The sequence below is a fragment of the Streptomyces sp. P17 genome (genome assembly GCF_032436805.1).
Lineage (GTDB): Bacteria > Actinomycetota > Actinomycetes > Streptomycetales > Streptomycetaceae > Streptomyces.
The window spans coordinates 55,209-81,570 of the sequence record NZ_JAVRBF010000038.1; the positions used below are offsets into that span (position 1 = coordinate 55,209).

Genomic DNA, 26,362 nt, shown 5'->3' on the forward strand with positions numbered 1-26,362 from the left:
CGCAAGCAGGAATCCATCAAGTCCACCTCCGTGGCCGCCGGCTGAACCCGACTTCCGTCGCCGGGGCCGCCCTTGTGAAGGGTCACCCTTGACTTCCACTTCTGTGTTCTCCGCTCTCGCTCCCTACGGCTGGGACGATGCCTGGGCGGAGGAGTTCCTCCCCTACGACGCCGAAGGACTGCTCGCCGGGCGCGTCATCCGTGTCGACCGCGGGCAGTGCGACGTCGTCACCGCCGACGGGGTGCTGCGCGCCGACACCGCCTTCGTCACCCCCAACGACCCGATGCGGGTCGTGTGCACCGGGGACTGGGTCGCGGTCGAACCCGCGGGCAACCCACGCTACGTACGGACGTATCTGCCGCGCCGTACCGCCTTCGTACGCTCCACCTCCTCCCAGCGGTCCGAGGGGCAGATCCTCGCGGCCAACGTCGACTACGTGGTCGTCGCCGTGTCGCTCGCCGTCGAGCTCGACCTCGGCCGGATCGAACGGTTCCTGGCGCTCGCCTGGGAATCGGGGGCGCAACCCGTGGTCGTGCTCACCAAGGCGGACCTGGTGCCGGACGCGGTGACGCTCTCGCATCTCGTGGCGGACGTCGAGACGACGGCGCCGGGCGTGCCGGTGCTGACCGTCAGCGCCCATCTCGACGAGGGGCTCGATGTCCTCGCCGCCGTCGTCGGAGGCGGCACGTCCGTGCTGCTCGGGCAGTCCGGCGCGGGCAAGTCGACCCTCGCGAACGCGCTGCTCGGCGCGGAGGTCATGGACGTACAGGCCACGCGTGACGTCGACGGCAAGGGGCGGCACACGACGACCACGCGGAATCTGCTGGCGCTGCCGGGCGGGGGTGTCCTCATCGACACACCCGGTCTGCGGGGCGTCGGACTGTGGGACGCGCAGACCGGCGTCGGGCAGGTCTTCTCGGAGATCGAGGAGCTGGCCGCGCGCTGCCGCTTCCACGACTGCGCCCACGAGGCGGAGCCGGGGTGCGCCGTCCTCGCCGCGATCGACTCCGGGGAACTGCCCGAGCGGCGGCTCGACAGCTATCGCAAGCTGATGCGCGAGAACCAGCGGATCGTCGCCAAGACCGACGCACGGCTGCGGGCCGAGATCCGACGGGACTGGAAGCGCAAGGGCGCGCAGGGGAGGGCGGCGATGGAGGCCAAGCGGAACCGGTGGCGGTAGGGCTCGGTGTCCGAATCCCGCTAGCACCGGTCCCGCACGTCGTCGAGACTTGACGGCGTGATGGACGAAGACACCAGGTATGAAGCCGTACGCAGCCGGGACGCCCGGTTCGACGGGGAGTTCTTCTTCGCCGTCGAGACCACCGGGATCTACTGCCGTCCCAGCTGCCCGGCCGTCACCCCGAAGCGCCGTAACGTCCGCTTCTTCGCGACCGCCGCCGCCGCGCAGGGCTCGGGATTCCGGGCCTGCCGGCGGTGCCGGCCGGACGCCGTGCCCGGCTCAGCGGAGTGGAATGCGCGGGCCGATGTCGTGGGCCGGGCCATGCGGCTGATCGGCGACGGAGTCGTCGACCGGGAGGGCGTCACGGGCCTCGCCGACCGGCTGGGCTACAGCGCCCGGCAGGTCCAGCGCCAGCTCACCGCCGAACTCGGCGCCGGGCCCGTCGCCCTCGCCCGGGCCCAGCGCTCGCACACCGCCCGGGTCCTGCTCCAGACCACCGAACTGCCGGTCACCCACATCGCCTTCGCGTCCGGGTTCGCCAGCGTGCGCCAGTTCAACGACACGATCCGGACCGTGTACGCCTCGACACCGAGCGAGCTGCGCGCCGCCGCACCCGCCGCCCGCCGTACGGCCACCCCGACGGCCGGCATCCCGCTGCGGCTCGCCTACCGGGGCCCGTACCAGTCCGCCGCCGTCTTCGACGTCCTGGCGGCCGAGGCCGTCCCCGGCGTCGAGGAGGTGAGCGGCCCCGCCGGGCGCCGCACCTACCGGCGCACCCTGCGGCTGCCGTACGGCAGTGGGATCGCCGCCGTCGACGAGCGGGCGCGCGGCTGGCTCGATGCCCGGCTCCACCTCACCGACCTGCGGGATCTGACCACCGCCGTGCAACGCCTGCGCCGCCTGTTCGACCTGGACGCCGACCCCTGCGCCGTGGACGAGCGGCTCGGCGCCGACGCCCGGCTCGCCCCGCTCGTCGCCGCCCGGCCCGGGCTCAGGTGCCCCGGTGCCACCGACCCCGAGGAGCTGGCCGTACGGGCCCTGGTGGGCCCCGCCGGTGCCGAGCGGCTGGTGCGGCGGTACGGCAAGGCGCTGGACGCGCCCTGCGGAAGCCTCACCCACCTCTTCCCGGAACCCGCCGTCCTCGCCGAGGCCGAGCCGCACGGCACCCTGGGTGCGCTCACCGCCGCCCTCGCCGACGGCGCCGTCCGCCTGGACGCGGGCGCCGACCGGGACGACGCCGAGCAGGCGCTGCTCGCCCTGCCCGGCCTGGATGCCCGTACCGTCGCCGTCGTGCGCACCCGCGCCCTCGGCGACCCGGACGTCGCGCCGCCCGGCACCGACGCCCCCGACAGCTGGCGCCCCTGGCGCTCGTACGCCCTGCAACACCTGCGCACAGCAGGGGAGCCGGAGTAACCGTGACCGTCCACTGGACTACCCTCGACAGTCCCGTCGGCCCCCTTCTGCTCACCGCCGACCCCGCGACCGGGGCCCTGACCTCGCTGTCCGTGCCCGGCCAGAAAGGCGGCCGGAGCGTCCAGGAGGGCTGGCGCCACGAGCCCGGCGCGTTCCGGGACGCCGAGGGGCAGCTCGCCGCCTACTTCGCCGGGGAGCTGAAGGAGTTCCGGCTGCCGCTGCGCGCCGAGGGCACCGAGTTCCGCGAGAAGGTGTGGGCCGCCCTCGACACCGTGCCCTATGGCGGTACCACCACCTACGGCGAGATCGCCGCGCGCGTCGGCGCCTCCCGGGCCGCCGTCCGGGCCGTCGGCGGCGCGATCGGCGCCAACCCGCTGCTGATCGTCCGCCCCTGCCACCGGGTGATCGGCGCGGACGGCGCCCTGACCGGCTACGCGGGCGGCCTGGAGCGCAAGACGGCACTGCTGACGCTCGAAGGGGCCCTCTAGTCCTCCAGACCCCAGCTGTGGATCCACCGGGGACGGATACGGATCGTCTCCTCGCTGAAGTGCGGGCCCAGCTCGTTCGGGCCCGTCAGCAGCTCCGCCTCACCCCGGATCTCCACCCCCCGCACCTTCCACGGCCGCACACTGACCTGGTCGTCGACGACCAGGGAGACCTTCGGGTTCTTCTGGAGGTTGCGCCACTTCTTGGTGGTGCCCATCGCGCGGCCGCCGACCAGGATCGTGCCGTCGTCCTGCGGGAAGAAGCCGACCGGGTTCGCCTGGGGCTGTCCGTTCGGGTCGACGGTGGCCAGCCGTCCCAGCCGCTGGGACTTCAGATACACGCGCTCGGCCTCGCTGAATTCGGTCATGCGGCCAGCCAAGCACGGCCGCCCGTTCCCCACATCGGGTACACGCCCTGGGCCCCTGGCCCTACGTCCCCCAGATCACCACGCCCAGCCACGCCCCCGCGATCAGCAGACAGGTGAACAGCTCCGCCAGCACGCTGGAGCCGCCCGAGCGCATCGCCGTGCGCAGGGCCGCCCTCGCCTCCGCGTGCCGGCCCAGGCGGAGGCGTTCCTCCAGATAGATGCCGGCCATGAAACCGGGGATCGTGCCGACCACAGGTATCAGGAAGAAGCCGAGGAACGCCCCCGCCCCGGCGTACACACCCATCCGGGGGGTGGCGCCGCTCGCGCGCAGCTGCCGGGGCGGCAGGGCCCAGCGGACCACCTGGGAGAGGAACATCGCGACGGTCGCCCCCACGAGCAGCCACCACGACTCCGCCCGGGGATCCTTCAGCGCCCACCACATGACCGCGGCCCACACCAGCCAGGACCCCGGTACGCCGGGCACCAGTACTCCGCACAGGCCGAGCAGGATGACCATCCCGACCAGCAGGAGATCCCACACTCCCATCTGACCAGGGTGCCGGAGCCCGGAGGGACCCGCAGATCAGCGCTCCCGGGCCACCCAGCCGCGCTCATATGCGTGCCACCCCAGCTGGAGCCGGGTCGTGACGCCGGTGAGCTCCATCAGCCGCTTCACCCGCCGCTGTACGGTCCGCAGGCCCAGATCGAGCTGTCTGGCCACGCTCGCGTCGGTCAGCCCCGCCAGCAGCAGGGAGAGGACCTCCAGGTCGGTGGCGTCGGGCCCGTCCGGTTCCTGCTCGGCCACCCCGGACGTCCCGAGCCTGAGCGGCAGCGCGTCCCGCCACACCGACTCGAAGAGACCGGAGAGCAGCTCCAGCAGCCCGCTCGCGTGCACGACCAGCGCGGCCGGTTCCGCGGTGTGCGAGACGAGCGGCACCAGGGCGAGCGTGCCGTCGGCGACCACCAGCTTGGTCGGCACCTGGTCCACCACCCGCACCTGCTCGTCCCTGCCCAGCGCGGCGGCCAGCTCGGTGATCCCGTGCGGCAGATCGAACACCGAGCGCTCCACGACCACCCGGTAGCGCACCCCGCGGTCGGCGGCCCGCTCCTCGGCATCGTTGTCCATCCCGGACACCACGACCGGATTGCCGGTGACCAGGGCGCACACCTCCTGGCACGGCCGAGCTGGATCTGCAGAAACCGCTGGGCGACCGCGTCCGCGCCGATCACCACCTCCACCAGGTCGTGCACCGCGGGTTCGGTGGCGCTCGCCCGGTACTCCTCGGCGAGCAGCGCGGCCGCCAGCTCCGCCTTCTCCAGCTCGTGCCGCTGCTGGGCGAGCAGCGCCCCGAGCGCCACCCCGGGCGGCGCGGCGACCCAGCGCCCCGGGCGCGCCGAGGACTGGGCGGCGAGCCCCTGCCGCTCCAGCCGGCGCAGAGCGCGCTCGGTGTCCCCTACGCCGAGCGCCAGCCGCCGCGCGAGATCGGAGGCGTCCGCCGCGCCGACCGACACCAGCTCCCGGTACGCCGACTCGTGCGTCTCGTCCAGACCTATCGCTGCCGGCATCGCTCTCCAAAGAGGTCATGGCGGGAAACGGCCCGCACAACCGGCCCCCGCGCATCTTCGCCGTGCGAGAGGCCGAGGACGGCGGTGGCGGGAAACGGCCCGCACAACCGGCCCCCGCGCATCTTCGCCGTGCGAGAGGCCGAGGACGGCGGTGGCGGGAAGCGGCCCGCACAACCGGCCCCCGCGCATCTTCGCCTGGAGGCGGTCGTCGACCACAGCGGAGCGACAGGGAAGCAGGTCACACTCAGGGCCGAACTGACCGACGCCAAGGGCAACTCGGTCAGCCAGACCGTGATCCGCGCGTACGACGTGCGCTGACGGGTCACCGAGACGTCGCCGGGCGGTCCTCCCGTGGGGGGTGGGACCGTCCGGCGGCTCGTTTCCCCGGTATCGCATCGCCGTTCGACCCTTCACTCGATTTTCGGGTTGCCCCGTTTTCATACGGCCCGTGCGGTGGACAATTAGGGGCATGAGCCAGCAGGGGGGAAGGCCCACCGGTCGGGAAGACGACTGGTGGATGCAACTGTACGACGACACGACCGAGGACACGGGTCCTACGGGGGCGCCGGATTCTCTGGACGACAGGTTCGCGTCGGCGGCGACCGCGGTGAACAAAGCGCCGCCCGTGGCGACCGACCCCCCGGCCCCGGCCCGGGCACCGGCACCGGTCCCCGCGCAGCGGGCGGAGGCCGATACACCGTCCCCCGTCGACTACGTGGGCTCCGGCCCTCCCACCTACGAACCCGAACCCACCGCCCTCCCACCCGCGGACCCCGACGACCTGGACGACCTCGTCGCGGACACCGTCCTCGACGGCGCCCACTACGGCACCTGCGCCCTCCGCGCCGCCTCCGTCCGAGGCGACTCCGCCCGCTACCGGGGCGAACCCCGCCGCGACTCCCTCCTCACCGCCCGCTTCGGCACCGGTGAGAACGCCCTCGTCCTCGTCGCCATGGCCACCGGCGCCCGCGCCACCCCCGGCGCCCACCGCGCCGCCGCCGAGGCCTGCCACTGGATCGGCAGGGCCGTGGGCCGCAGTCACGCACGGCTGGCCGAGGACATCAGGGCGGCCCGCCGCGGCGACCTCAAATCCGGCCTGCACCGCCTCACCGACCGCAGCCTCGGCAAACTCCGCGCCAGCGCCGCCGAACAGGGCGTCGACCCGGAGGAGTACGCGGCCAGCCTGCGCTGCCTCCTGCTGCCCGCCGACCCCGACTGCCGTACCCGCGTGTTCTTCGGTGTCGGCGCCGGCGGTCTGTTCCGGCTGCGGGAGGGCGAGTGGCAGGACATCGAACCGCGGGTCACGGACGTCGTCGGCGAGGCCGTGGTCGGGTTCGGTTCGCTGCCGTCCGAGACCCCCGAGGGCGACCGGCTCACCATGGACCTCGGCATCCCGAAGCCCCCGAGCCCGTACGAACCCGCCCCGGAACCACCCCGCGAACCCTTCCGCTTCCGCGCCTCGGTCGCCCGTCCGGGTGACACGCTTGTGATGTGCACCAGCGGTCTCGCCGAACCCCTGCGCGGCGAGGCCGGACTCGCCCGCCACCTGACCGACCGGTGGTCGGGCCCCATCCCGCCGGGCCTCGCCGCCTTCCTCGCCGACACCCAGGTCCGGGTGAAGGGCTACGCCGACGACCGTACGGCCGCCGCCGTCTGGGAGGTCTGACCGAGCGAACCGCGCCGCCCTGTGCCTCCAATGGAACCCGGAGTGATCGAAGGAGACCGAAGGGGCACACCGCAGCCATGGCCAAGCAGAACGTCGCGGAACAGTTCGTCGACATCCTCGTCCGTGCCGGAGTCGAGCGCCTCTACGGCGTCGTCGGCGACAGCCTCAACCCCGTCGTGGACGCCGTACGCCGTAACTCCGGCATCGACTGGGTGCATGTACGGCACGAGGAGACCGCCGCCTTCGCCGCCGGCGCGGAGGCCCAGATCACCGGGAAGCTCACCGCCTGCGCGGGCTCCTGCGGCCCCGGCAACCTCCACCTCATCAACGGCCTCTACGACGCCCACCGCTCCATGGCCCCCGTCCTCGCCCTCGCCTCGCACATCCCCTCCAGCGAGATCGGCCTCGGTTATTTCCAGGAGACCCATCCGGACCAGCTGTTCCGTGAGTGCAGCCACTACAGCGAGCTGATCTCCAGCCCGAAGCAGATGCCCCGGCTGCTCCAGACCGCCATCCAGCACGCGGTCGGCCGCTCCGGCGTCAGCGTGGTCTCCCTGCCCGGCGACATCGCCGACCAGCCCGCCCCCGACAAGCCCGTCGAGACCGCCCTGGTCACCTCCCGGCCCACGGTCCGCCCCGGCGACACCGAGATCGACCGGCTTGTCCGGATGATCGACGCGGCAGACAAGGTCACCCTGTTCTGCGGCAGCGGCACGGCGGGCGCGCACGCGGAGGTCATGGAGTTCGCCGAGAAGATCAAGTCTCCGGTGGGACACGCCCTGCGGGGCAAGGAGTGGATCCAGTACGACAACCCGTTCGACGTCGGCATGAGCGGACTCCTCGGCTACGGCGCCGCCTACGAGGCCACCCACGAGTGCGATCTGCTGATCCTGCTCGGCACCGACTTCCCCTACAACGCCTTCCTGCCCCACGACGTCAAGATCGCCCAGGTCGACGTCCGGCCCGAACACCTCGGCCGCCGCTCCAAGTTGGACCTCGCCGTGTGGGGCGACGTACGCGAGACGCTGCGCTGTCTCATCCCGCGGGTGCGCACCAAGGAGAACCGGCGCTTCCTCGACAAGATGCTCAAGAAGCACGCCGACGCGCTGGAAGGGGTCGTCAAGGCGTACACCAGGAAGGTCGAGAAGCACATCCCGATCCACCCCGAGTACGTCGCCGCGGTGCTGGACGAACTCGCCGACGACGACGCCGTGTTCACGGTCGACACCGGCATGTGCAACGTCTGGGCCGCCCGCTACATCACCCCCAACGGCCGCCGCCGGGTCATCGGCTCCTTCTCCCACGGCTCGATGGCGAACGCGCTGCCCATGGCGATCGGCGCCCAGTTCACCGACCGCCGCCGCCAGGTGGTCTCCATGTCCGGCGACGGCGGATTCTCCATGCTGATGGGCGACTTCCTGACGCTGGTGCAGAACGATCTGCCGGTGAAGGTGGTCCTCTTCAACAACTCCTCGCTCAGCATGGTCGAGTTGGAGATGCTGGTCGCGGGACTGCCGTCGTACGGCACCGAGAACAGGAACCCCGACTTCGCGGCGGTCGCCGAGGCCTGCGGCGCCTACGGCGTGCGCGTGGAGAAGCCCAAGCAGCTCGCGGGCGCGCTCAAGGACGCCTTCAAGCACAAGGGACCGGCCCTCGTCGACATCGTCACGGATCCCAACGCCCTCTCCATCCCGCCGCGGATCAGCGCCGAGATGGTCACCGGCTTCGCCCTGTCCGCCTCGAAGATCGTCCTCGACGGCGGAGTGGGCCGCATGCTCCAGATGGCCCGCTCCAACCTCCGCAATGTCCCCCGGCCTTAGGGGGTGTTTTGAAAGTCCCGCACAGCACCCACGGCGCCCGGCGCGCACCCTCGCCGCACCGGCCAAAGACCCAAGTACGTCCAGTACGAGGGCCTTCGTCCAGCACGCCGAGGGCACGCACCGAACACCGCGGGCACCGCACAGGACTTTCAAAACACCCCCTAGGAGACGTACGGCCCCCACTCGCGCGCGGACGTGTCGTACCCATACCGGGGCAGGCCCTTGATGCCCGTCGTGCGCAGCGGGCGGCCCTGGTCGTCGATGCGGACCGTGCCGGTGCGGCCCTGGGAGGACCAGTCGAGTTCGAGGTACCAGCGGCAGTCGCAGCTCTCGGTGCGGGCCGTGACGAGCAGGACCTCCGGGTCCTCGGCGGAGACCCGGTAGGGCAGACGCATCGCCGGGATCGTGGTGCCCGAGTCGTTGCCGTCGACCGGGCGGGCGATCGGCCGGTCCTTGTCCAGGTCGACATCGAAGGAGCGCGGGGTCACCGCGCCCCCGCAGCCCTGGTCCATGGCGTAGGAGCGGCCCTCGGCGGGCGCCGCCCGGCCGACCACCCGGACCCGCAGGGCCTCCAGGACCACGGCCGTGGACGTCCGCCCCTGCACCGAGATCCGCACCATCGTCTCCCGCCCGTGCACCGCGCCCTGTGCCCCGGCCCAGGTCCTCGCGTCCTGCGGCGGCGGAGGCGGCGCCACCTGCGCCGGGGGCCGGTCGATGACGTAGTCGTGCCCGCAGCCCTGCGCCCACACGTGGGAGTCGGCGCTCCAGGTGAGCGGCGCTTGGCCCGTGGGCTCGCCCTTTCCGGACGGCGCGCCGGTGCTGGGGTCGGCGTCGGGTGACGAGGGCTTCGCCGAGCCGCTCTCCGAGGGCGACGGCCCGGTGGGCGAAGGGGACGGTGACGTGGGGGAGGGGCTCTTCGTCGCGCCGGGCGCGGAGGTACGGGGCCCGGCCTCCGGGCGTGCCTTGTCGCCGCCGCGCTCACCCCGGTCGGTGTCGAGGGCGGTGAGGGTGCCCAGGGTCGCGAGCAGCACGGAGGCCACGGCCGCGGCGACGGTGATCCTCCGGCGGCGGTACCAAGGGCCGGGGCCCGGCAGGCGCTGCGCAGCGGCGTCCGGTGTGGCGTCCTCCGCAGGAGCTGTCTCCTCCGGTTCGGTGGGTTCCGAGGGCTCGGCGGGTTCCGAGGGCTCGGCGGTTTCCTCGGATTGCGACGGTTGCGACGGTTCCGCGGATTCCGCCACCACCCCCCGGGGCCGCCGGCGCGCCGCCACCGCCGGCAGCCAGCGCCGGTGCAGTTCCATCCGCTCTTCCGCCGACGCCCCGCACAGCGCGGCGAAGCGCTCCACCGGGGCGAAGTCCTGGGGGACCGCGTCACCGGCGCAGTAGCGGTGCAGCGTGGAGGTGTTCATGCCCAGCCGGCGGGCCAGCGAGCCATAACTGCGATCGGTCCGCTCCTTGAACTGCCGTAGCAGTGCGGCGAACTCCTCGACCTCGTCCTGTCCCGACACCCTTCCCCCGTGTTCTCCCGCCCGGGACGGCATCCCAGGCACCCCATATACCTGCACGTCAGCCGGGATGGGATGGTTCCACCGCGGTGGAAGCGGCGTCCCTTGTTGCGTCCGGCGCCTGTGACCGCTGATGCTCTTGGTGTCGCACCGACGGCCGCCGGACCGACCAGCCGGCGGCGCGGTGTCGACGACCCACACCCACACTCGATCCACGGGGGACACCCATGCCCAAGCGCACCCGAGCAGGCGCGGTCACCGTACTCGCCGTCGCCGGCCTCACCGTCGGCGCGGCCCTCACGGTACCGGCCGGCGCCGCACCGAAGGCGGCGAGCGCGCCCCGCTTCCTGGCCGCCTCCGAACTCCCGCCGTACCTCTCCTCCACCTGGACCGCCGGCAAGGTCACCGACGGAGTCCCGGAGGAGATGCGGTTCTGTCTGGACGAGGCGCTGCTCGCCTACGACTCCCGGTACCGCCCCTTCCGCACCGACCTGGACGCCGGCGCCCGGCAGTTGACGATCGTCACCGGCACCGCCGCCAAGGCCAAGGCGCTGGCGAGCAGCCTCAACAAGGCGTTCAAGTCCTGCGCCGGGCGTATCGAGGCCGCGGACCCGGAGGTCGAGGCCAGGTACAAGTCCTACGGCTCGCTGCCCGTCGAGGAGGGCGCCCGCGTCCACGGACTGCACACCGAGACCTCCTGGGGCGCCACCGACATCCGGCTGCTCTCCGTCGGCCGGGACGGCCGGACCGTCACGGTCGTGGACTGGTCGCAGCTGGGTGACTTCTCGGACGCCCCGGTCTCCGCCTTCAAGAAGACCACCACCAAGGCCGTCAACAAGCTGTACTGACCGAGGCGTCGCCGGGGGATCCGGGGCCGCCCTCTCGCCACGGGGGTCGGGAGGGCGGCACCGCGCCGGTCGCATACGGCCGGATCGGCAGCCGGGGGTGGACAGTTCGGCCGATGCGTCCTCAGCCGGCGACGCCCCGAAAGCTCCGCTTCCGCGCGTCGGCGCCCCGCCGTTCACCCCGGTGTGACCCTTTCGTGGCCGAACGCCTGGTCGTTGACGATTCGACATGACTGTCACGTGCCCGACGGGGCATGGTTCCCGTGAACGTGTTCGAGATGGAGGGGAACGACATCGGCACGCGGGCGGGGGTCATGAAGAGGCAGGCACGAGGGGGCGGTCCCATCGCGATCGGGGCCTTCTCGGCGGACATGGTGGAGGACACGGCGGACGGCGTCGCGGAGCGGGCGCCCACGTCCCGGCTCAGGCGCAGACTCGGGCGCGCCGACCTCAGGGCGGTGCCCGAGGCACGCAGGGAGCTGAGGGAGCTCCTACGGCACTGGGGCAGACCCGGACGATCCGAGATAGCGGAGCTGCTGACCAGCGAACTCGTCACCAACGCCCTGGTCCACACCGACCATGACGCGGTCCTCACCGCCACGGTGGGACCGAGTGGACTACGGGTGGAGGTACGGGACTTCGTGGCCCGCAGGCCCAGCGTGTGCGTACCGAACGCCGACGACGGTACGCATGGCAGGGGCCTGGTGCTGGTGGAGTCCCTGGCGGACGCCTGGGGCGTACGGCCGCACGGCGTGGGCAAGGCGGTGTGGTTCGAACTGGACGCCGAGGCGGCATGAGCCGGCGGCCCGCATGACGACGGGAGGGGGTACGACCTGACGCCGTACCCCCTCCCGTGGTTCATCCGAGGAGAGCGGTTTTCAGCCGAACTGCTGCTCCAGATCCTTGAGCTTGCGCTCCAGGGAGTCCAGGCGCGGCAGTGCCATGGTGTCGTCCTCCGCGGTGAGGTCGACCACCGGGTCAGAACCACTGCGCACGGGCTGAAGGGAGGGCCGCGCGCGAACGGGCAGCTGCTCCGGCGACGATATGGCAGGCTCCGCGGTGACCCGGTCGGAGCCGCGCTCCACGGCCTGCACCTCGACCTCCACCTGCCGTCCGCCGCCACGGCCGACGAGCCCGCGGTGGCCACGGCTGATGGCCTTCAGCTGAGCGCGCTCCAAGCGCTGCTGGTCGCGCCGCCGCAGTCGCTGCTCGTCCTTCTTCAGCTTGTCCTCGCGCACTTCCTCGACCGCCTCGTCCAGGCTGCGCACATTCTCCAGGAGCATCAGCGACCAGGCCCGGTACGTCTCCCGGGGCGCCCGCAGCCAGCGGACGATGCGGATCTGCGGCAGGGGCCTGGGCACCAGACCCTGTTCGCGCAGGGCGGCCCGGCGGGTCTGCTTCAGCGCCCGGTCGAAGAGCACCGCCGCGGACAGGGACATGCCGGCGAAGAAGTGCGGGGCGCCTTCGTGGCCCACGCCCCTGGGGGCGTGCACCCAGTTGAACCAGGCCGCGGCCAACGCGAACGTCCATACGAGTATCCGGGAGCCGAAGGCCGCGTCACCGTGGCTCGCCTCGCGCACCGCGAGCACGGAGCAGAACATCGCCGCCCCGTCCAGGCCGAACGGGACCAGGTACTGCCAGCCGCCTTCGAGGCCGAGGTTCTGCTCGCCGAATCCGACCAGGCCGTGGAAGGAGAGCGCCGCGGCCACCGCGGCACAGCAGAACAGGAGCACATAGGAGACCGTGCCGTATATGGCCTCCTTGCGCCTGCGGCGCCCTTCGCTGCGCTCCCACGAGTCGTCGGCACTCGTGTCCTTCCCCGAGGGGCGCTTTCCGCGCGCGAGCACCGCCACCGCCACCAGCGTGCCCAGGAGCAGTACGGTGCCCGGAAGCAGCCAGTTCAGCGATATGTCGGTCAGTCTCATCTGGGGTCCCTTGCATTGGGATAGGGCGTAACGCCCGCCATAGTGGCCCAATCCCACCGGCCCTCAGGGGGTTTCGGGGCAAGAGGCCGCCAAGGAGGTGCAAGGGGATGCCCAGGGCGGCGTTCTTCTCGAACTGCCGCTTGAGAGGCGGGAGTTGAGTTCGAATAAGACTACCCGTACGGGTGGTTCCACGGAAAGTTCCTGCGACGGGTGAGGAAGTTGTGAAACGCCTGTAACCCTGCGGGGGGTCCGGGGGAGTTGATCTTATGGGAGCGCGCGAGGCGCTCGTGCCCGCGCGCGGCTCAACTCGCCGCTGCCACCAGCTTGGTGACGCGGTCCCTGTCGCAGGTGCGCGGGCAGGTGGCGCAGGTGTCCTCGGGCCGGAGTGTGTAGAACATGCAGCAGCTCACCCGGTCCCGGGTGGGCATCGGTTCGCCGTTCGGACCTGTCAGGACGCGGAAGGCGGCGGAACCGGCGTACGGCTTGGTCGAGCCCGGCAGCAGCAGCTCCAGCTCGCGCATCGCGCGCTCCTCCTCGCCGAGGAGGCCGGCGATGTACCACAGGCTCTCCACGATCTCGTCGGTCGCCATGCCCCACAGGGCGCGGCCGCGACGGCGCATGCGGGGGCCGAAGCCGGCGAGGACGGGTTCGAGGTGCTCGGCGACGGCGTCCCGGACCTCGGCGCGCAGGGCCTCCTCGTCCGGGAGGACGCGGGCGTCGGGGAGGGCGGCCGCCGGATCGCCGGGCAGACAGGCGAAGCCGGTGGTCGGGCGGACCGCCATCCGGCCGAGGGCGAGGCCGGGCGCGGTGCGGTCGTAGGAGACATGCGTCACGGGAAGGCGGGGGACGCGGCGGTGCAGGAACCAGGGGACGGTGATCAGAAGGCAGGCTGGCCAGGCGTAGCGGTGCAGTCCGAAGCTCGCGGTGACGTCCGGGCGGGCTCGCTGGTCGTAGTCGCGCTGGACCTGCTCGTCGTCCCAGGTCAGGAAGGTGTCGAGGGCGGTGCCCCCGGCGGCGAGCTCGGCGGCCGAGACCCAGCCGGGGCCGGTGGGGGCGGGGTCCGTGGGGCCGAGTTCGGTCACCGCGAGTGACGGGAAGACCTCGGTGAGCCGTATGTACGCGTCCGTGGTGGCCGAACGGGGCACAGGCATCCGGGACTCCCGATTCAGTGCGGTTTTCAGGTAAGCCTTACCTTACCCAAGATCCTGTGGATTTGAACTGACGGCCTGTGCGCTTATGGTGCTTGACGGACGAGTAACAACCCGCCGTAATGACCCCAAGACCGACACGTCCGCAGGAGGAGCCCGTGAACCAGGGTGCGCAGGGCTCCGCCGAGGCGCGGGCCGCCCAGATGCCGGGAGCGCCGCAGGTCCGGGGCGAGGCGAGGGTGCCCGCCCAGCCGGGCGCCGCGGAGGTGGGCCGGGTCCGTGGCGAACACACCCACAGCGAGCCGCCGATTCCGCGGCCTCGGGCGGCCGTTCAGCGTTCCTCGGTACGGGGGCAGATCCTGGACGCGCTGCGTACGGCGCTGGTGACGGGGGAGTTGGCGCCGGGCGAGGTGTACTCGGCCCCCGCGCTGGGCGAGCGTTTCGGTGTCTCCGCGACCCCGGTCCGTGAGGCGATGCAGCAGCTCGCCCTCGAAGGCGCCGTGGAGGTCGTACCGAACCGGGGCTTCCGGGTGGTACGGCGAGGCGCCCGCGAGCTGGCGGAGCTGGCCGAGGTAAGGGCCCTGATCGAGGTCCCGGTGATGCTGCGCCTGGCGAGGACGGTCCCGGTGGAACGCTGGGCCGATCTGCGCCCGTTGGCGGAGGCGACGGTCCGGGCGGCCTCCAGCGGCTGCCGGGCGACGTACGCCGAGGCGGACCGGGCCTTCCACTCGGCGGTCCTGTCCCTCGCGGGCAACGAACAACTCGTCCACATCGCCGAGGACTTGCACCGCCGCTCCCAGTGGCCGCTCATCGGCGCCGCGCCCGGCCGCGGCCGCGCGGACCTGATCGCGGACGCGGCCGAACACGCGGCGCTGCTGGACGCGTTGATCGCCCGGGACCTGGACGTGGTGCGGGCCTTGGTGGGGGAGCACTTCGCGGGGGCCTCGTAAGCCCCTGAGGTCAGGCCGTCGCCGCCCCCGTCGCCGGCGGCCCCTGCGCCAACTGACGGGCCAGCCAGGTCGGTACGCCGCCCAGCAGGCGGAACAGGCGCCGGGCTTCCTCCCGCAGGCGCGAAGCCTCCGGTTCCGGCTCCGTGTCCGCCAGGGACGCCAGCGCGGGAGCCGTGCCGACCAAGTAGCCCAACTCCTCCCTGATCCGCAGGGATTCGGAGAAGCCGTGCCGGGCCTCCGCCAACTCGCCGTCGCGCAGGGCCAGTCCCGCCAGATGGCGCCAGGTGAAGGACAGCAGCAGCGGATCCGCATGGGCCGTCGCCGCCGCGTGCGCCCGGCGGTAGGCCGCCCGCGCCGCCTGCGGGGAGTGCGCCAGGTTCTCCGCCAGCAGACCCCGGCGATAGTCCAGAAGCGCCCGTCCGGGCGCCCCCGGAGGGATCAGCGCCGCCGCCCGCCCCAGTGCCGCCCGCGCCTCGTCGGCCCGGTCCCGGACCGTGTGCAGCGTGGCCGCATAGGCAAGTTGCCCGCGTTCACAAGCGGCCGCCCCCCGCTCCTCGTCGCTGTGCGCCACGGCCTCCGCCGTACGCAGCGCGTCCTCCGCGTCCGCCCAGCCCTGCTCGGTGTACAGACACCGTTCCACCAGCAGCGACGCCCGTTGGAGGGAGGCCGCCGGGGTCTCGGGCCGCAGCAGGGCCGCCGCGTCGGCCCAGCATGCCCGTGAGCGCAGCCGCCATACCGCGGTCTGGAGTGGATCGTCACCGGCGGTCGTTCCGTTACCAGACATGGCGGTATGCGCCACGTTGCCCTCCCCGAGCACGCCTTTGAGCTTTGAGTGGTGGCCGCATTTCAGCATCTGCGGGCCGCACAGGCCAAGGGGGTAGGTGAAGGATTTCACAAAGTCGTGGGACAGCGGCCCTCGTTGGGGCATGCCCCGCGTGACCTCAGCTCATCCGCAACGCCAGGAAGAAATCGAGCTTGTCCTCAAGCCGGGACAGGTCGCGGCTCGTCAACTGCTCGATTCTGCCCACCCGGTAGCGCAGGGTGTTGACGTGGAGGTGCAGCCGGGTGGCGCAGCGTGTCCAGGAGCCGTCGCAGTCCAGGAACGCCTCCAGCGTCGGGATCAGCTCGGCGCGGTGACGGCGGTCGTAGTCCCGCAGCGGGTCCAGCAGACGCGCGGTGAAGGCCCGGCGGACGTCGTCGGGGACGAACGGCAGCAGCAGGACGTGCGAGGCCAGCTCCTGGTGGCCCGCAGCGCACACCCGCCCGGGGCGCGCCGCCGCCACCCTGCGGGCATGCCGTGCCTCCTCCAGCGCCCCGCGCAGCCCCTCCGCCGAGTGCACCGCCGCGCTGACGCCGAGGGTGACCCGGCCGTCGTCGTCGAGCCCTGCCGAGAGCGGGTCCCGTACCGACTCCAGGAGGTGGTCGGCGAGGATGCCCTCCTCCGAGCCGTCGTGCTCGGTGGCGACGGCGGGCAGCGGGACCAGCGCGATCGCCTCGTCGCCCGTGTGCGCCACCGCGATACGGTCCGAGGGCTCGGGGCCCATGGCCAGCGGGTCGACCAGGATCTCCTCCAGCAGCGACTGGGCCACCGGACCGCCCTCCACCTCACCGCCCTCCCACTCGACGCGGGCCACCACGACCTGCCAGTGCGGGGCCGCGCCCAGACCGGGCAGCAGCACCGGGGCGGCCACCCTCAGACGGGCGGCGATCTCGGCGGGCGCGGCGCCCGTCTGGACCAGCTCCAGGACCTCCTGCGCCAGCCGGCGACGCACCGTGCGGGCCGCGTCCCGGCGGTCCCGCTCGACGGCGATCAGCTGGGTGACGCCCTGCAGCAGGTCCAGCCGCTCCTCGGGCCAGTCTCCGGCGTCCGCCTCCACGGCCAGCAGCCAGTCCGACAGCACCGTCTCGCGCACATCGCGCGAGGCCTGCGGGGAACGGCCGGTGCTGCGGATCGGGAACAGGGAGTACGGCGTCGCGTCGAGCGTGAACCGGTGCGGGCCGCGCCGGCCGGTGCGGGCCGCGGCGAGGTGCTCGGCGGCGAGCTTGGCGCACATGTCGGCGGGCAGGGCCGGACCGCTCGCCTTCGAACCGGCGATCAGCCGTCCGGTGGGGGAGAGCACCCAGGCGCGCAGGTCCAGGTCCGAGCCCAGCAGGTCGAGGACGACGTCCGGGCCGCCGCCCGCCGGGCCCGAGGTCATCATGCGGCGGTGCCGGTCCACGACCGCCGCGAGGTCCCCCGCGCGTTCGCCGGAAACCTGCCGTACGACATGCTCGGTGATCGTCGCGAAGGCCACCGACTCGTGGACGGCGAACAGCGGCAGCCGGTTCCGGGCGCAGGCCGTCACCAGGTCCTCGGGGACGTCGCCGAGCTCGGCCTCCCCGGCCGCGAGGGCGGCCACCCCGGCCTGCGCGAGGATCCGTACGAACGGCTCCGAGTCGTCGGCGTCCCGGCGCCAGGCGAGGCCCGTGAGCACCAGCTCGCCGCCTGAGAGGTAGCGGCTGGGGTCCCGCAGATCCGTGGTCATCACGCCACGGACGGTGCGGTCGAGCTCCTCTTCGCCGCCGAGCAGCTTGAGGCCCAGCGCGTCCGTGTCGAGCAGTGCGCGCAGCCGCATTCTCGTCGCCGCCGTTCTTTGTCTCGAAATCTACGATGGATCCAGGTGGACGGGGTGGTCTCGGGCCAGTCCGGCGGGCCGGTGAGCGATGCTCGCCGCCCCGCGGGTCGCGTTTCGGCTGTGTCCCAGGTCACGTGGTGTACGTCGCACGTTTCCACAGGAGAACCAGGAGGTTACTGATGACCTCCGTTCATACGAATCTACAAGATGACCAGCCTGGCCAGCCAACTCCTTCATGGTTTCCGTGACTGACCCCGGTGGAGCAGGGGGCGGTGTACTGACACCACTCCGCGTTAACAGCACGTGAACGAGCCGGGCCCGCCGCACACGGATTGGCTCAATCTGTACGACTTCCAAGAGCACTGAGACGAAGAAGAGAGCCGGTCATGGACTTCCTTCGCCCCGCCAGCTGGGAGGAGGCGCTCGCCGCGAAGGCCGAGCACCCCACCGCTGTGCCGATTGCGGGTGGCACCGATGTGATGGTCGAGATCAACTTCGACCACCGCCGGCCCGAGTACCTCCTCGACCTCAACCGCATCGGCGACCTCTACGAGTGGGAGGTCGGCGAGGAGAGCGTGCGGCTCGGCGCCTCCGTGCCGTACACCAGGATCATGGAGAACCTCCGCGCCGAGCTGCCGGGTCTCGCCCTCGCCTCGCACACGGTCGCCTCCCCGCAGATCCGCAACCGCGGCGGCGTCGGCGGCAACCTCGGCACCGCCTCCCCGGCCGGCGACGCCCACCCCGCGCTCCTCGCGGCGGGCGCCGAGGTCGAGGTCGAGTCGGTGCGCGGCAGCCGCCGTATCCCGATCGACGAGTTCTACACCGGAGTGAAGCGCAACGCGCTGGCGCCCGACGAGCTGATCCGCGCGGTGCACATCGACAAGGCGGACGGGCCCCAGCAGTACTCGAAGGTGGGCACGCGCAACGCCATGGTCATCGCCGTGTGCGCCTTCGGGCTCGCGCTGCACCCCGGGACGCGGACCGTGCGAACCGGCATCGGCTCGGCCGCGCCCACGCCCGTGCGGGCCAAGGCCGCCGAGGAGTTCCTGAACGCCGCGCTGGAAGAGGGCGGCTTCTGGGACAACGGAAAGATCATCACCCCGTCGGTCGCCAAGCAGTTCGCGGACCTGTGCGCCGCCGCCTGCAACCCGATCGACGACGTCCGGGGCACGGCGAGCTACCGCCGCCACGCGGTCGGCATCATGGCCCGCCGCACGCTGACCTGGACCTGGGAGTCCTACCGCGGCACCGCCGCCCACACGGAGGGAGTCGCCTGATGCGTGTCAACTTCACTGTCAACGGACGTCCGCAGGAAGCCGACGACGTGTGGGAGGGCGAGTCCCTGCTGTACGTGCTGCGCGAGCGGCTCGGTCTGCCCGGTTCCAAGAACGCCTGTGAGCAGGGCGAGTGCGGCTCCTGCACGGTCCGCCTGGACGGCGTCCCGGTGTGTTCCTGTCTGGTCGCCGCCGGTCAGGTCGAGGGCCGTGAGGTCGTGACCGTCGAGGGGCTCGCCGACTTCGCCAAGCAGCGCGCCGAGGGCGGTTGCGCGACCGGGGCCTGCGGCACCGCCGAGGGCCAGGACTCGCAGACCGGCGAGGGCACCGAACTCTCCCCCGTGCAGCAGGCGTTCATCGACGCCGGCGCCGTCCAGTGCGGCTTCTGCACCCCGGGTCTGCTGGTCGCCGCCGACGAGATGCTGGAGCGCAACCCCAACCCGAGCGACGCGGACATCCGCGAGGCGCTCTCGGGCAACCTGTGCCGCTGCACCGGCTACGAGAAGATCATGGACGCGGTCCGCCTGGCGGCCGCCAGGCAGGGAGAGGCGGTCTGACGATGCCCACCAACGGCGCTCCCCTTGGTGCTCCCACCAAGGTCACCCAGGGTTCCCCGACCAAGGGCGGCATCGGTGAGTCCACGCTCCGCCCGGACGGCACCCTCAAGGTCACCGGCGAGTTCGCGTACTCGTCCGACATGTGGCACGAGGACATGCTCTGGGGCCAGATCCTCAGATCGACGGTCGCCCACGCCGAGATCGTGTCCATCGACACGAGCCAGGCCCTCGCCATGCCGGGCGTCTACGCCGTCATGACCTACGACGACCTGCCGACCGCGGTGAAGAACTACGGCCTGGAGATCCAGGACACCCCGGTGCTCGCGCACGGCAAGGTACGTCACCACGGTGAGCCGGTGGCGATCGTCGCCGCCGACCACCCGGAGACCGCCCGCCGCGCCGCCGCGAAGATCCACGTCGAGTACCGCGAGCTGCCGGTCATCACCGACGAGGCCTCCGCGACCGCGCCCGACGCGATCCTGGTGCACGAGAACCGCGACGACCACCACATCGGCCACGTCCCGCACCCCAACATCGTGCACCGCCAGCCGATCATCCGCGGCAACGCCGAAGAGGCCGCCAAGAAGGCCGACGTCATCGTCAAGGGCGAGTACACCTTCGGCATGCAGGACCAGGCGTTCCTCGGCCCGGAGTCCGGCCTCGCCGTGCCGGAGGAGGACGGCGGCGTCCACCTCTACATCGCCACCCAGTGGCTGCACTCCGACCTCAAGCAGATCGCCCCTGTCCTCGGCCTGCCCGAGCGCAAGGTCCGGATGACGCTCGCCGGCGTCGGCGGCGCGTTCGGCGGCCGCGAGGACCTGTCGATGCAGATCCACGCCTGTCTGCTGGCCATGCGCACCGGCAAGCCCGTCAAGATCGTCTACAACCGCTTCGAGTCCTTCTTCGGGCACGTCCACCGCCACCCTGCCAAGCTCTACTACGAGCACGGCGCCACCAAGGACGGCAAGCTCACCCACCTCAAGTGCCGGATCGTCCTGGACGGCGGCGCCTACGCGTCGGCCTCCCCGGCGGTCGTCGGCAACGCCTCCTCGCTGAGCGTGGGGCCGTACGTCGTCGACGACGTCGACATCGAGGCCATCGCCCTCTACACCAACAACCCGCCCTGCGGCGCGATGCGCGGCTTCGGCGCGGTCCAGGCGTGCTTCGCCTACGAGGCGCAGATGGACAAGCTGGCGGCGGAACTCGGTATGGACCCGGTGGAGTTCCGGCAGCTCAACGCCATGGAGCAGGGCACCATCATGCCGACCGGGCAGCCCGTCGACTCGCCGGCCCCGGTCGCCGAACTCCTGCGCCGCGTCAAGGCGATGCCGCTGCCGCCGGAGCGCGAGTGGGAGAGCTCCGAGGGCGTGGACGTACGGCAGCTGCCCGGCGGTCTGTCCAACACCACGCACGGTGAAGGCGTCGTGCGCGGTGTCGGCTACGCGGTCGGCATCAAGAACGTCGGCTTCTCCGAGGGCTTCGACGACTACTCCACCGCCAAGGTGCGCATGGAGGTCGTGGGCGGCGAGCCCGTCGCGACCGTGCACACCGCGATGGCGGAGGTCGGCCAGGGCGGAGTCACCGTCCACGCCCAGATCGCCCGCACCGAGCTCGGTGTCACCCAGGTGACCATCCACCCCGCCGACACCCAGGTGGGCAGCGCCGGTTCGACCTCCGCGTCGCGTCAGACGTACGTCACCGGCGGCGCCGTCAAGAACGCCTGTGAGCTGGTCCGCGAGAAGGTGCTGGAGATCGGGCGCCGCAAGTTCGGCTCCTACCACCCCGCTTGGGCCACCGCCGAGCTGCTGCTGGAGGGCGGCAAGGTCGTCACCGACGGCGGCGAAGTGCTGGCCGACCTGGTGGACGTCCTCGAAGGCGAGGCCGTCGAGGTCGAGGAGGAGTGGCGGCACCGGCCGACCGAGGCCTTCGACCTGCGCACAGGACAGGGCAACGGACACGTCCAGTACAGCTTCGCGGCCCACCGCGCGGTCGTCGAGGTCGACACCGAGCTCGGCCTGGTCAAGGTCATCGAACTGGCCTGCGCCCAGGACGTCGGCAAGGCGCTCAACCCGCTCTCCGTCATCGGCCAGATCCAGGGTGGCACCATCCAGGGCATGGGCATCGCGGTGATGGAGGAGATCGTCGTCGATCCCAAGACCGCCAAGGTCAGGAACCCGTCCTTCACGGACTACCTCCTCCCCACGATCCTCGACACGCCGACCATCCCCGTCGACGTGCTCGAACTCGCCGACGACCACGCCCCGTACGGGCTGCGCGGCATCGGCGAGGCACCCACCCTGTCCTCGACTCCGGCCGTCCTCGCGGCGATCCGGAACGCGACCGGGCTGGAGCTCAACAGGACGCCGGTACGGCCGGAACACCTCACCGGTCAGGCGTAGCGAAACACCGCCAGTCTCTCCGGGCGGCGCCGGGAACGTCACACTTCGCCGCGCCGCCCGGAGTACCAAGAGATCGTTCGTCTCGGGCCGTCCCCCGGGTCGTGCGGCCGAAGCACCTTCCCAAATCCCGTAGCCGCGCCCGCGGTTGCCCATACGGGTGCCCCTGTGAACCTTGGGAGTAGGCCCACATGACCCAGCAGTCACTGGAGCCGAAGACCGTCGCCGACGACGCGGGTGAAGGCACCCTCGTCCCGGCCGGACGGTCCTGGCTCGACCGGTACTTTCACATATCCAAGCGAGGCTCCACGGTCACGCGCGAAGTGCGCGGCGGCGTCACCACCTTCATGGCGATGGCGTACATCCTCCTCCTCAACCCCCTGATCCTGTCCGGCAAGGACGCGGCGGGGGACACCCTCGCCCAGGGCGCCCTGATCACCGCGACCGCGTTCGCGGCGGCCCTCTCCACGCTGCTGATGGGCTTCTTCGGCAAGGTGCCGCTCGCCCTCGCCGCCGGCCTCTCCGTCTCCGGCGTCCTCGCCTCCCAGGTCGCCCCGCAGATGACCTGGCCGCAGGCCATGGGCATGTGCGTGATGTACGGCGTGGTCATCATGCTGCTGGTCGTCACCGGCCTGCGCGAGATGATCATGAACGCGATCCCGCTCGCGCTCAAGCACGCCATCACCATGGGCATCGGTCTGTTCGTCGCCCTGATCGGCTTCTACAAGGCCGGCTTCGTCCAGCAGGGCGAGGCCACCCCGGTCACCCTGGGCCCGACGGGCGAACTGGCGGGCTGGCCCGTGCTGTTGTTCGCCGTGACCCTGCTGGGCATCTTCATGCTCCAGGCCCGTGGCATCCCCGGCTCCATCCTGATCGGCATCATCGGCGGCACCGTGCTCGCCGTCGCCCTCAACGCCTTCGACGTCATCGACCCCGAGCAGTGGGCGAGCGGCGCTCCCGAACTGCACGGCAGCGCGGTGTCCATGCCGGACTTCTCGATCTTCGGTGATGTCGAGTTCGGCGGCTGGGGCGAGGTCGGCGCGATGACGGTCGGCATGATCGTGTTCACGCTGGTGCTCGCCGGGTTCTTCGACGCGATGGCCACCATCATCGGCGTCGGCACCGAGGCCAAGCTCGCCGACGACAAGGGCCGGATGCCGGGCCTGTCCAAGGCGCTGTTCATCGACGGCGCGGGCGGCGCGATCGGCGGCGTCTCCGGCGCCTCCGGTCAGACCGTCTTCGTGGAGTCGGCGACGGGCGTCGGCGAGGGAGCCCGTACGGGCCTGTCCTCGGTCGTCACCGGCCTGTTCTTCGCGGCCTGTCTCTTCTTCACCCCGCTCACGGCGATCGTGCCCGGCGAGGTCGCCGCCGCGGCCCTGGTCGTCATCGGCGCCATGATGATGATGAACGCCCGGCATGTGGACTGGTCCGACCGCGCCACCGCGATCCCGGTCTTCCTGACCGTCGTGATCATGCCGTTCACGTACTCCATCACCGCGGGTGTCGCCGCCGGCGTCATCTCGTACGTCGCCATCAAGACCGCCCAGGGCAAGGTCCGCGAGATCGGGGCGTTCATGTGGGCCCTGACGGTGATCTTCGTGGTGTTCTTCGCCCTCAACCCGATCGAGAGCTGGATGGGCGTGCAGTAGCCGCTCGCCCTCCGCACAACCGCCTTAAGGAGACCGAGAGATGCTGGACATCGCCGAGGAACTGCACCGGTGGGTCGAGCAGGGGCGTGACTTCGCCGTGGCGACCGTGGTCGCGGTCGGCGGCAGCGCACCTCGCCAGCCCGGCGCCGCGCTCGCGGTGGACACCGAGGGCACGGCGATCGGCTCGGTCTCCGGCGGCTGTGTGGAGGGCGCGGTCTACGAACTGTGCGGGCAGGCGCTGGAGGACGGCGAAACCGTCCTGGAGCGCTTCGGGTACAGCGACGAGGACGCTTTCGCCGTGGGTCTCACCTGCGGCGGCATCATCGACATCCTCGTCACCCCGGTACGGGCCGCGGATGCGGCCCGCCCGGCCATCGCGGCCGCGCTGGCCGCCGCTGCCCGAGGGGAGGCGGCGGCGCTGGCACGGATCGTGTCGGGCCCCGCGGAACTGATGGGCCGGGCGTTGGTGGTCCGGCCCGAGGGCGGCTCCTACGACGGCGGCTTTGGCGCCCACCCCGAGCTGGACCGCACGGTTGCCGCCGAGGCGGGTGCCTTTCTGGACGCCGGCCGCACCGGCACCCTGGAGATCGGAGAGCAGGGCTCTCGCTGCGGAGCACCGCTCACGGTTCTCGTCGAGTCCTCCGTTCCGCCGCCCCGGATGATCGTCTTCGGCGCGATCGACTTCGCGTCGGCGCTGGTGCGGATCGGCAAGTTCCTGGGCTACCACGTGACGGTCTGCGACGCCCGGCCCGTCTTCGCGACGAGGACCCGCTTCCCCGAGGCCGACGAGATCGTCGTCGAGTGGCCGCACACCTACCTGGAGCGCACCCAGGTCGACGCCCGCACGGTCCTGTGCGTGCTCACCCACGACGCCAAGTTCGACGTACCCCTGCTCCGGCTCGCTCTGCGGCTGCCCGTCGCCTACGTCGGCGCCATGGGCTCGCGCCGCACCCACCTGGAGCGCAACGAGCGGCTGCGCGAGGTCGGCGTCACCGAGCTGGAGCTGGCGCGCCTGAGGTCCCCGATCGGGCTCGACCTCGGCGCGCGTACGCCCGAGGAGACCGCCCTGTCGATCGCCGCCGAGATCGTCGCGAACCGCCGTGGCGGCAGCGGGGTCTCACTGACCGGCGCCCACACGCCGATCCATCACGACACGGCCTCGGCACCGGCCGGGCGGATCGGCTCGGTGGCCTGAGAGGCGGCCCCCCGCACCGCGGGCTGGTCCGGCCAGGCGAACGCGTAGTCCGGGGCACCGCCCCGGCTCAGCCGTACGAAGCGCAGCAGTTCACGCGCGATGCCCGCGTTGCCCATCGCCCAGCCGGTCTCCGGTTCAAGACCGCTCGGGGTCGCCCGGTGCTCCACGTTCGACCAGCGGGCGCCGTCCGCGTCCCGGGTCGCGTGCGCGGCGATGTCCGCGACCAGGACCCGGGCGAAGTCCGGGGAGTCGTCCTGCTCCGCGATCCGGTCACAGGCCAGCGCGAGCACACCCGCCGTGCCGCAGCAGCGGCCGTTGTTGTCCCAGAAGCCCGGGCTCAGCCGCGCGGGCAGCCCGGAGCGGGTGACGGTGTGCCAGCAGCGGTCCGCCAGAGCCGACCAGGCGGAGTCGTCGAGGGCGTCCCGCAGCAGCCGGAACACCTGGGCGTCCCCGGCCGGGCCGTGACACCAGCCGTAGTTGTAACGCGCGGTCGGCTCGCCGCCGTGCCGGGGGTCGGAGTGCGGGACCAGGAAGCCGTCGGGGCCCGCCTCGTCACGGGAGACGACATCCGCGGCGCCCGCGAGCGCCGGCGCGGTGAGGTCCGCGCGACCGGATGCGACACCGATCGCGGCCAGCGCGGGCACGATGCCGAGCGTGCCGTGCGAGATGTGGTGCATCCGCCCGGGCACACCGGGGCGGTGCGGCCACTGGACCCCGGCCGCGGTCCGCTCCGCCGCGTCGAGGTACGGCTCCACGGCCCGTACGGCGAACTCGGTGTCCCCGAGCGCCAGCGCGCCCAGGCCGATCCCGGCGTTGCCGCCCATCAGCTCGAACAGCTCGCCCCAGCGCGTCCCGTCGAAGCGGGACCGCACGACCGCCATCGCCCGGTCCGCGGCGGCACCGGCGACGGCGTCGCCCAGCTCGTCGTGGACGGCGCGCAGCGCGAGCGCCATGCCGGTGAGGCCGAAATACAGGGAGCTGTCCTCCGTGTCCTCCACGGCGGCGGCGAGACTCCGGGCGGCGCGCAGGGCGGTGTCGGCGTAGGCGTCGTCGCCGAAGTGGCGCCAGGCCTCCAGCAGCACCGGCACGATCCCGGCCGTGCCGTTGTAGAACATCGTCTCCGGCGCCTCGTCGGACGGCCGTACGGGCCAGCCGAGGCCGCCTTCCCCGACCTCCCGCGCCTGTGCGAGCAGCCAGCGCAGCGCGTCCGCCGCGAGCTCCTCGACCTCGTCAACTTCCGGTCCCGCGGCCTGGTTTGAGATCATGACGCCCAGTCTGTCAGGCGCCGCTCAGGCCCGGCGCAGCAGGCGGTTCACCGCCCGCCCGAAGACATACCGAGCCGCCGTCCGCAGCGGCCCGTCGAAGAGCCCCGGCAGCAGCCGGAGCCGCAGCTCCTCGCGCCACACGACACGCGCCCGCCCGCCCGGACCCGTACGCACCTCGATCTCCGCCCAGCCCAGCACCACCCGGCCCCGCTTCTCCAGTCGGCACAGACCGGGCGCGTCCTCGGCCGGCGGCCGCCACACGGTGACCTCCATCCGGTCGTCGAAGGCGAGCGGACCGAGGCCCGAACGCGCCACGAAGACCGTGCCCTCCCGGTTCGGCCCGGGGGTCACCACGGTGACGCGGGTCAGCGGGACCACCTCCCCATGGCGAGGCCACTCGGTGAGGCGGCGCCAGGCCTCGTCGGGGGAGAGCGGCGCCGTGCGTTCGAGCTGAAAGTTGACCACCGCCCGATCCTAAGGAATCGGGCCTGGTGAGCGGCGTGCTCGTATACGGCTCACACCCATGGACCAACGCGCGGTCGA

Annotated in this window: 23 protein-coding genes and 1 pseudogene; 14 read left to right on the forward strand and 10 right to left on the reverse strand. The window is 72.1% G+C overall.

Features of this window, described 5'->3' with window-relative positions:
• Positions 1-88: 88 nt before the first annotated feature.
• From rsgA to RMT89_RS24285, 3 genes are read left to right on the forward strand one after another with little or no spacing between them, the layout of a single operon-like run.
• Positions 89-1,180, forward strand: coding sequence for a ribosome small subunit-dependent GTPase A (gene rsgA, locus RMT89_RS24275; RefSeq protein ID WP_315885896.1), 1,092 nt, complete (start codon positions 89-91; stop codon positions 1,178-1,180).
• Between the two features lie 60 nt (positions 1,181-1,240).
• Positions 1,241-2,593, forward strand: a complete 1,353-nt coding sequence (locus RMT89_RS24280; RefSeq protein ID WP_315885923.1) for an AlkA N-terminal domain-containing protein — start codon at positions 1,241-1,243, stop codon at positions 2,591-2,593.
• 2 nt (positions 2,594-2,595) lie between these two features.
• Entirely contained in the window at positions 2,596-3,081 is a 486-nt protein-coding gene (locus RMT89_RS24285; RefSeq protein ID WP_315885897.1) for a methylated-DNA--[protein]-cysteine S-methyltransferase, read from the forward strand.
• Here the strand turns inward: RMT89_RS24285 and RMT89_RS24290 are convergent.
• The 3 genes and pseudogenes from RMT89_RS24290 to RMT89_RS24300 form a co-directional block, all read right to left on the reverse strand.
• Complete coding sequence (locus RMT89_RS24290; protein ID WP_315885898.1) at positions 3,078-3,446, reverse strand: PPOX class F420-dependent oxidoreductase; 369 nt, start codon at positions 3,444-3,446, stop codon at positions 3,078-3,080. The two genes, RMT89_RS24285 and RMT89_RS24290, sit on opposite strands and share 4 nt — an antisense overlap.
• 61 nt (positions 3,447-3,507) lie before the next feature.
• On the reverse strand, positions 3,508-3,993 hold the full coding sequence (locus RMT89_RS24295) for a DUF456 domain-containing protein (RefSeq protein ID WP_315885899.1): 486 nt from the start codon (positions 3,991-3,993) through the stop codon (positions 3,508-3,510).
• Between the two features lie 36 nt (positions 3,994-4,029).
• Positions 4,030-5,012: pseudogene (locus tag RMT89_RS24300) on the reverse strand (helix-turn-helix transcriptional regulator).
• A gap of 84 nt (positions 5,013-5,096) precedes the next feature.
• On the opposite strand from RMT89_RS24300, the gene RMT89_RS24305 reads away from it, so the two are divergent.
• The 3 genes from RMT89_RS24305 (at position 5,097) to RMT89_RS24315 (ending at position 8,498) form a co-directional block, all read left to right on the forward strand.
• Positions 5,097-5,330: a hypothetical protein gene (locus tag RMT89_RS24305; protein WP_315885900.1), complete on the forward strand. Its 234-nt coding sequence runs from the start codon at positions 5,097-5,099 to the stop codon at positions 5,328-5,330.
• A gap of 151 nt (positions 5,331-5,481) precedes the next feature.
• Complete coding sequence (locus tag RMT89_RS24310; protein ID WP_315885901.1) at positions 5,482-6,678, forward strand: protein phosphatase 2C domain-containing protein; 1,197 nt, start codon at positions 5,482-5,484, stop codon at positions 6,676-6,678.
• Positions 6,679-6,755: 77 nt separating this feature from the next.
• Complete coding sequence (locus RMT89_RS24315) at positions 6,756-8,498, forward strand: pyruvate dehydrogenase (RefSeq protein WP_315885902.1); 1,743 nt, start codon at positions 6,756-6,758, stop codon at positions 8,496-8,498.
• A gap of 161 nt (positions 8,499-8,659) precedes the next feature.
• On the opposite strand, the gene RMT89_RS24320 is transcribed toward RMT89_RS24315, so the two are convergent.
• Entirely contained in the window at positions 8,660-10,036 is a 1,377-nt protein-coding gene (locus RMT89_RS24320; RefSeq protein WP_315885903.1) for a helix-turn-helix domain-containing protein, read from the reverse strand.
• 191 nt (positions 10,037-10,227) lie between these two features.
• Here RMT89_RS24320 and RMT89_RS24325 point away from each other — a divergent pair, with 191 nt between their 5' ends.
• Both RMT89_RS24325 and RMT89_RS24330 read left to right on the forward strand, forming a co-directional pair.
• Positions 10,228-10,848: a hypothetical protein gene (locus tag RMT89_RS24325; RefSeq protein ID WP_315885904.1), complete on the forward strand. Its 621-nt coding sequence runs from the start codon at positions 10,228-10,230 to the stop codon at positions 10,846-10,848.
• Positions 10,849-11,159: 311 nt separating this feature from the next.
• The gene (locus RMT89_RS24330) at positions 11,160-11,642 is read left to right on the forward strand and encodes an ATP-binding protein (protein ID WP_315885924.1); all 483 of its coding nucleotides are present in this window, start codon (positions 11,160-11,162) and stop codon (positions 11,640-11,642) included.
• A gap of 81 nt (positions 11,643-11,723) precedes the next feature.
• On the opposite strand, the gene RMT89_RS24335 is transcribed toward RMT89_RS24330, so the two are convergent.
• The gene (locus tag RMT89_RS24335; RefSeq protein ID WP_315885905.1) at positions 11,724-12,770 is read right to left on the reverse strand and encodes a DUF2637 domain-containing protein; all 1,047 of its coding nucleotides are present in this window, start codon (positions 12,768-12,770) and stop codon (positions 11,724-11,726) included.
• A gap of 302 nt (positions 12,771-13,072) precedes the next feature.
• The gene (locus tag RMT89_RS24340; protein ID WP_315885906.1) at positions 13,073-13,921 is read right to left on the reverse strand and encodes a (2Fe-2S)-binding protein; all 849 of its coding nucleotides are present in this window, start codon (positions 13,919-13,921) and stop codon (positions 13,073-13,075) included.
• A 155-nt stretch (positions 13,922-14,076) separates the two neighbouring features.
• Here RMT89_RS24340 and RMT89_RS24345 point away from each other — a divergent pair, with 155 nt between their 5' ends.
• A complete protein-coding gene (locus RMT89_RS24345) occupies positions 14,077-14,868 on the forward strand; it encodes a GntR family transcriptional regulator (RefSeq protein WP_315885907.1) in 792 nt (263 codons plus the stop codon).
• Positions 14,869-14,878: 10 nt separating this feature from the next.
• Here the strand turns inward: RMT89_RS24345 and RMT89_RS24350 are convergent, their stop codons facing one another.
• Positions 14,879-15,667, reverse strand: coding sequence for a hypothetical protein (locus RMT89_RS24350; RefSeq protein WP_315885908.1), 789 nt, complete (start codon positions 15,665-15,667; stop codon positions 14,879-14,881).
• Between the two features lie 142 nt (positions 15,668-15,809).
• Positions 15,810-17,483, reverse strand: coding sequence for a PucR family transcriptional regulator ligand-binding domain-containing protein (locus tag RMT89_RS24355; RefSeq protein ID WP_315885909.1), 1,674 nt, complete (start codon positions 17,481-17,483; stop codon positions 15,810-15,812).
• 386 nt (positions 17,484-17,869) lie between these two features.
• On the opposite strand from RMT89_RS24355, the gene RMT89_RS24360 reads away from it, so the two are divergent.
• From RMT89_RS24360 to RMT89_RS24380, 5 genes are all read left to right on the forward strand, one after another.
• On the forward strand, positions 17,870-18,760 hold the full coding sequence (locus tag RMT89_RS24360) for a xanthine dehydrogenase family protein subunit M (protein ID WP_315885910.1): 891 nt from the start codon (positions 17,870-17,872) through the stop codon (positions 18,758-18,760).
• Positions 18,760-19,314, forward strand: coding sequence for a 2Fe-2S iron-sulfur cluster-binding protein (locus RMT89_RS24365; RefSeq protein WP_315885911.1), 555 nt, complete (start codon positions 18,760-18,762; stop codon positions 19,312-19,314). Before RMT89_RS24360 ends, RMT89_RS24365 begins: the two co-directional genes overlap by 1 nt.
• A 2-nt stretch (positions 19,315-19,316) precedes the next feature.
• The gene (locus RMT89_RS24370) at positions 19,317-21,713 is read left to right on the forward strand and encodes a molybdopterin cofactor-binding domain-containing protein (RefSeq protein ID WP_315885912.1); all 2,397 of its coding nucleotides are present in this window, start codon (positions 19,317-19,319) and stop codon (positions 21,711-21,713) included.
• Between the two features lie 188 nt (positions 21,714-21,901).
• Complete coding sequence (locus RMT89_RS24375) at positions 21,902-23,359, forward strand: NCS2 family permease (protein ID WP_315885913.1); 1,458 nt, start codon at positions 21,902-21,904, stop codon at positions 23,357-23,359.
• Positions 23,360-23,399: 40 nt separating this feature from the next.
• On the forward strand, positions 23,400-24,554 hold the full coding sequence (locus RMT89_RS24380; protein ID WP_315885914.1) for an XdhC/CoxI family protein: 1,155 nt from the start codon (positions 23,400-23,402) through the stop codon (positions 24,552-24,554).
• Here the strand turns inward: RMT89_RS24380 and RMT89_RS24385 are convergent.
• Positions 24,506-25,819, reverse strand: coding sequence for a lanthionine synthetase LanC family protein (locus tag RMT89_RS24385; RefSeq protein ID WP_315885915.1), 1,314 nt, complete (start codon positions 25,817-25,819; stop codon positions 24,506-24,508). The genes RMT89_RS24380 and RMT89_RS24385 overlap by 49 nt on opposite strands.
• Positions 25,820-25,843: 24 nt before the next feature.
• Entirely contained in the window at positions 25,844-26,284 is a 441-nt protein-coding gene (locus tag RMT89_RS24390; RefSeq protein ID WP_315885916.1) for an SRPBCC family protein, read from the reverse strand.
• Positions 26,285-26,362 lie beyond the last annotated feature (78 nt).

What these genes read in the sequence shown, in the direction of transcription:
- RMT89_RS24340 (WP_315885906.1), bottom strand. Translation starts at nt 13,921, where the DNA reads ATGCCTGTGCCCCGTTCGGCCACCACGGACGCGTACATACGGCTCACC.
- RMT89_RS24360 (WP_315885910.1), top strand. Translation starts at nt 17,870, where the DNA reads ATGGACTTCCTTCGCCCCGCCAGCTGGGAGGAGGCGCTCGCCGCGAAG.
- RMT89_RS24385 (WP_315885915.1), bottom strand. Translation starts at nt 25,819, where the DNA reads ATGATCTCAAACCAGGCCGCGGGACCGGAAGTTGACGAGGTCGAGGAG.
- RMT89_RS24335 (WP_315885905.1), bottom strand. Translation starts at nt 12,770, where the DNA reads ATGAGACTGACCGACATATCGCTGAACTGGCTGCTTCCGGGCACCGTA.
- RMT89_RS24330 (WP_315885924.1), top strand. Translation starts at nt 11,160, where the DNA reads ATGAAGAGGCAGGCACGAGGGGGCGGTCCCATCGCGATCGGGGCCTTC.
- RMT89_RS24365 (WP_315885911.1), top strand. Translation starts at nt 18,760, where the DNA reads ATGCGTGTCAACTTCACTGTCAACGGACGTCCGCAGGAAGCCGACGAC.
- RMT89_RS24310 (WP_315885901.1), top strand. Translation starts at nt 5,482, where the DNA reads ATGAGCCAGCAGGGGGGAAGGCCCACCGGTCGGGAAGACGACTGGTGG.
- RMT89_RS24295 (WP_315885899.1), bottom strand. Translation starts at nt 3,993, where the DNA reads ATGGGAGTGTGGGATCTCCTGCTGGTCGGGATGGTCATCCTGCTCGGC.
- RMT89_RS24380 (WP_315885914.1), top strand. Translation starts at nt 23,400, where the DNA reads ATGCTGGACATCGCCGAGGAACTGCACCGGTGGGTCGAGCAGGGGCGT.
- RMT89_RS24355 (WP_315885909.1), bottom strand. Translation starts at nt 17,483, where the DNA reads ATGCGGCTGCGCGCACTGCTCGACACGGACGCGCTGGGCCTCAAGCTG.
- RMT89_RS24375 (WP_315885913.1), top strand. Translation starts at nt 21,902, where the DNA reads ATGACCCAGCAGTCACTGGAGCCGAAGACCGTCGCCGACGACGCGGGT.
- RMT89_RS24325 (WP_315885904.1), top strand. Translation starts at nt 10,228, where the DNA reads ATGCCCAAGCGCACCCGAGCAGGCGCGGTCACCGTACTCGCCGTCGCC.
- RMT89_RS24280 (WP_315885923.1), top strand. Translation starts at nt 1,241, where the DNA reads ATGGACGAAGACACCAGGTATGAAGCCGTACGCAGCCGGGACGCCCGG.
- RMT89_RS24290 (WP_315885898.1), bottom strand. Translation starts at nt 3,446, where the DNA reads ATGACCGAATTCAGCGAGGCCGAGCGCGTGTATCTGAAGTCCCAGCGG.
- RMT89_RS24315 (WP_315885902.1), top strand. Translation starts at nt 6,756, where the DNA reads ATGGCCAAGCAGAACGTCGCGGAACAGTTCGTCGACATCCTCGTCCGT.
- RMT89_RS24370 (WP_315885912.1), top strand. Translation starts at nt 19,317, where the DNA reads ATGCCCACCAACGGCGCTCCCCTTGGTGCTCCCACCAAGGTCACCCAG.
- RMT89_RS24320 (WP_315885903.1), bottom strand. Translation starts at nt 10,036, where the DNA reads ATGCCGTCCCGGGCGGGAGAACACGGGGGAAGGGTGTCGGGACAGGAC.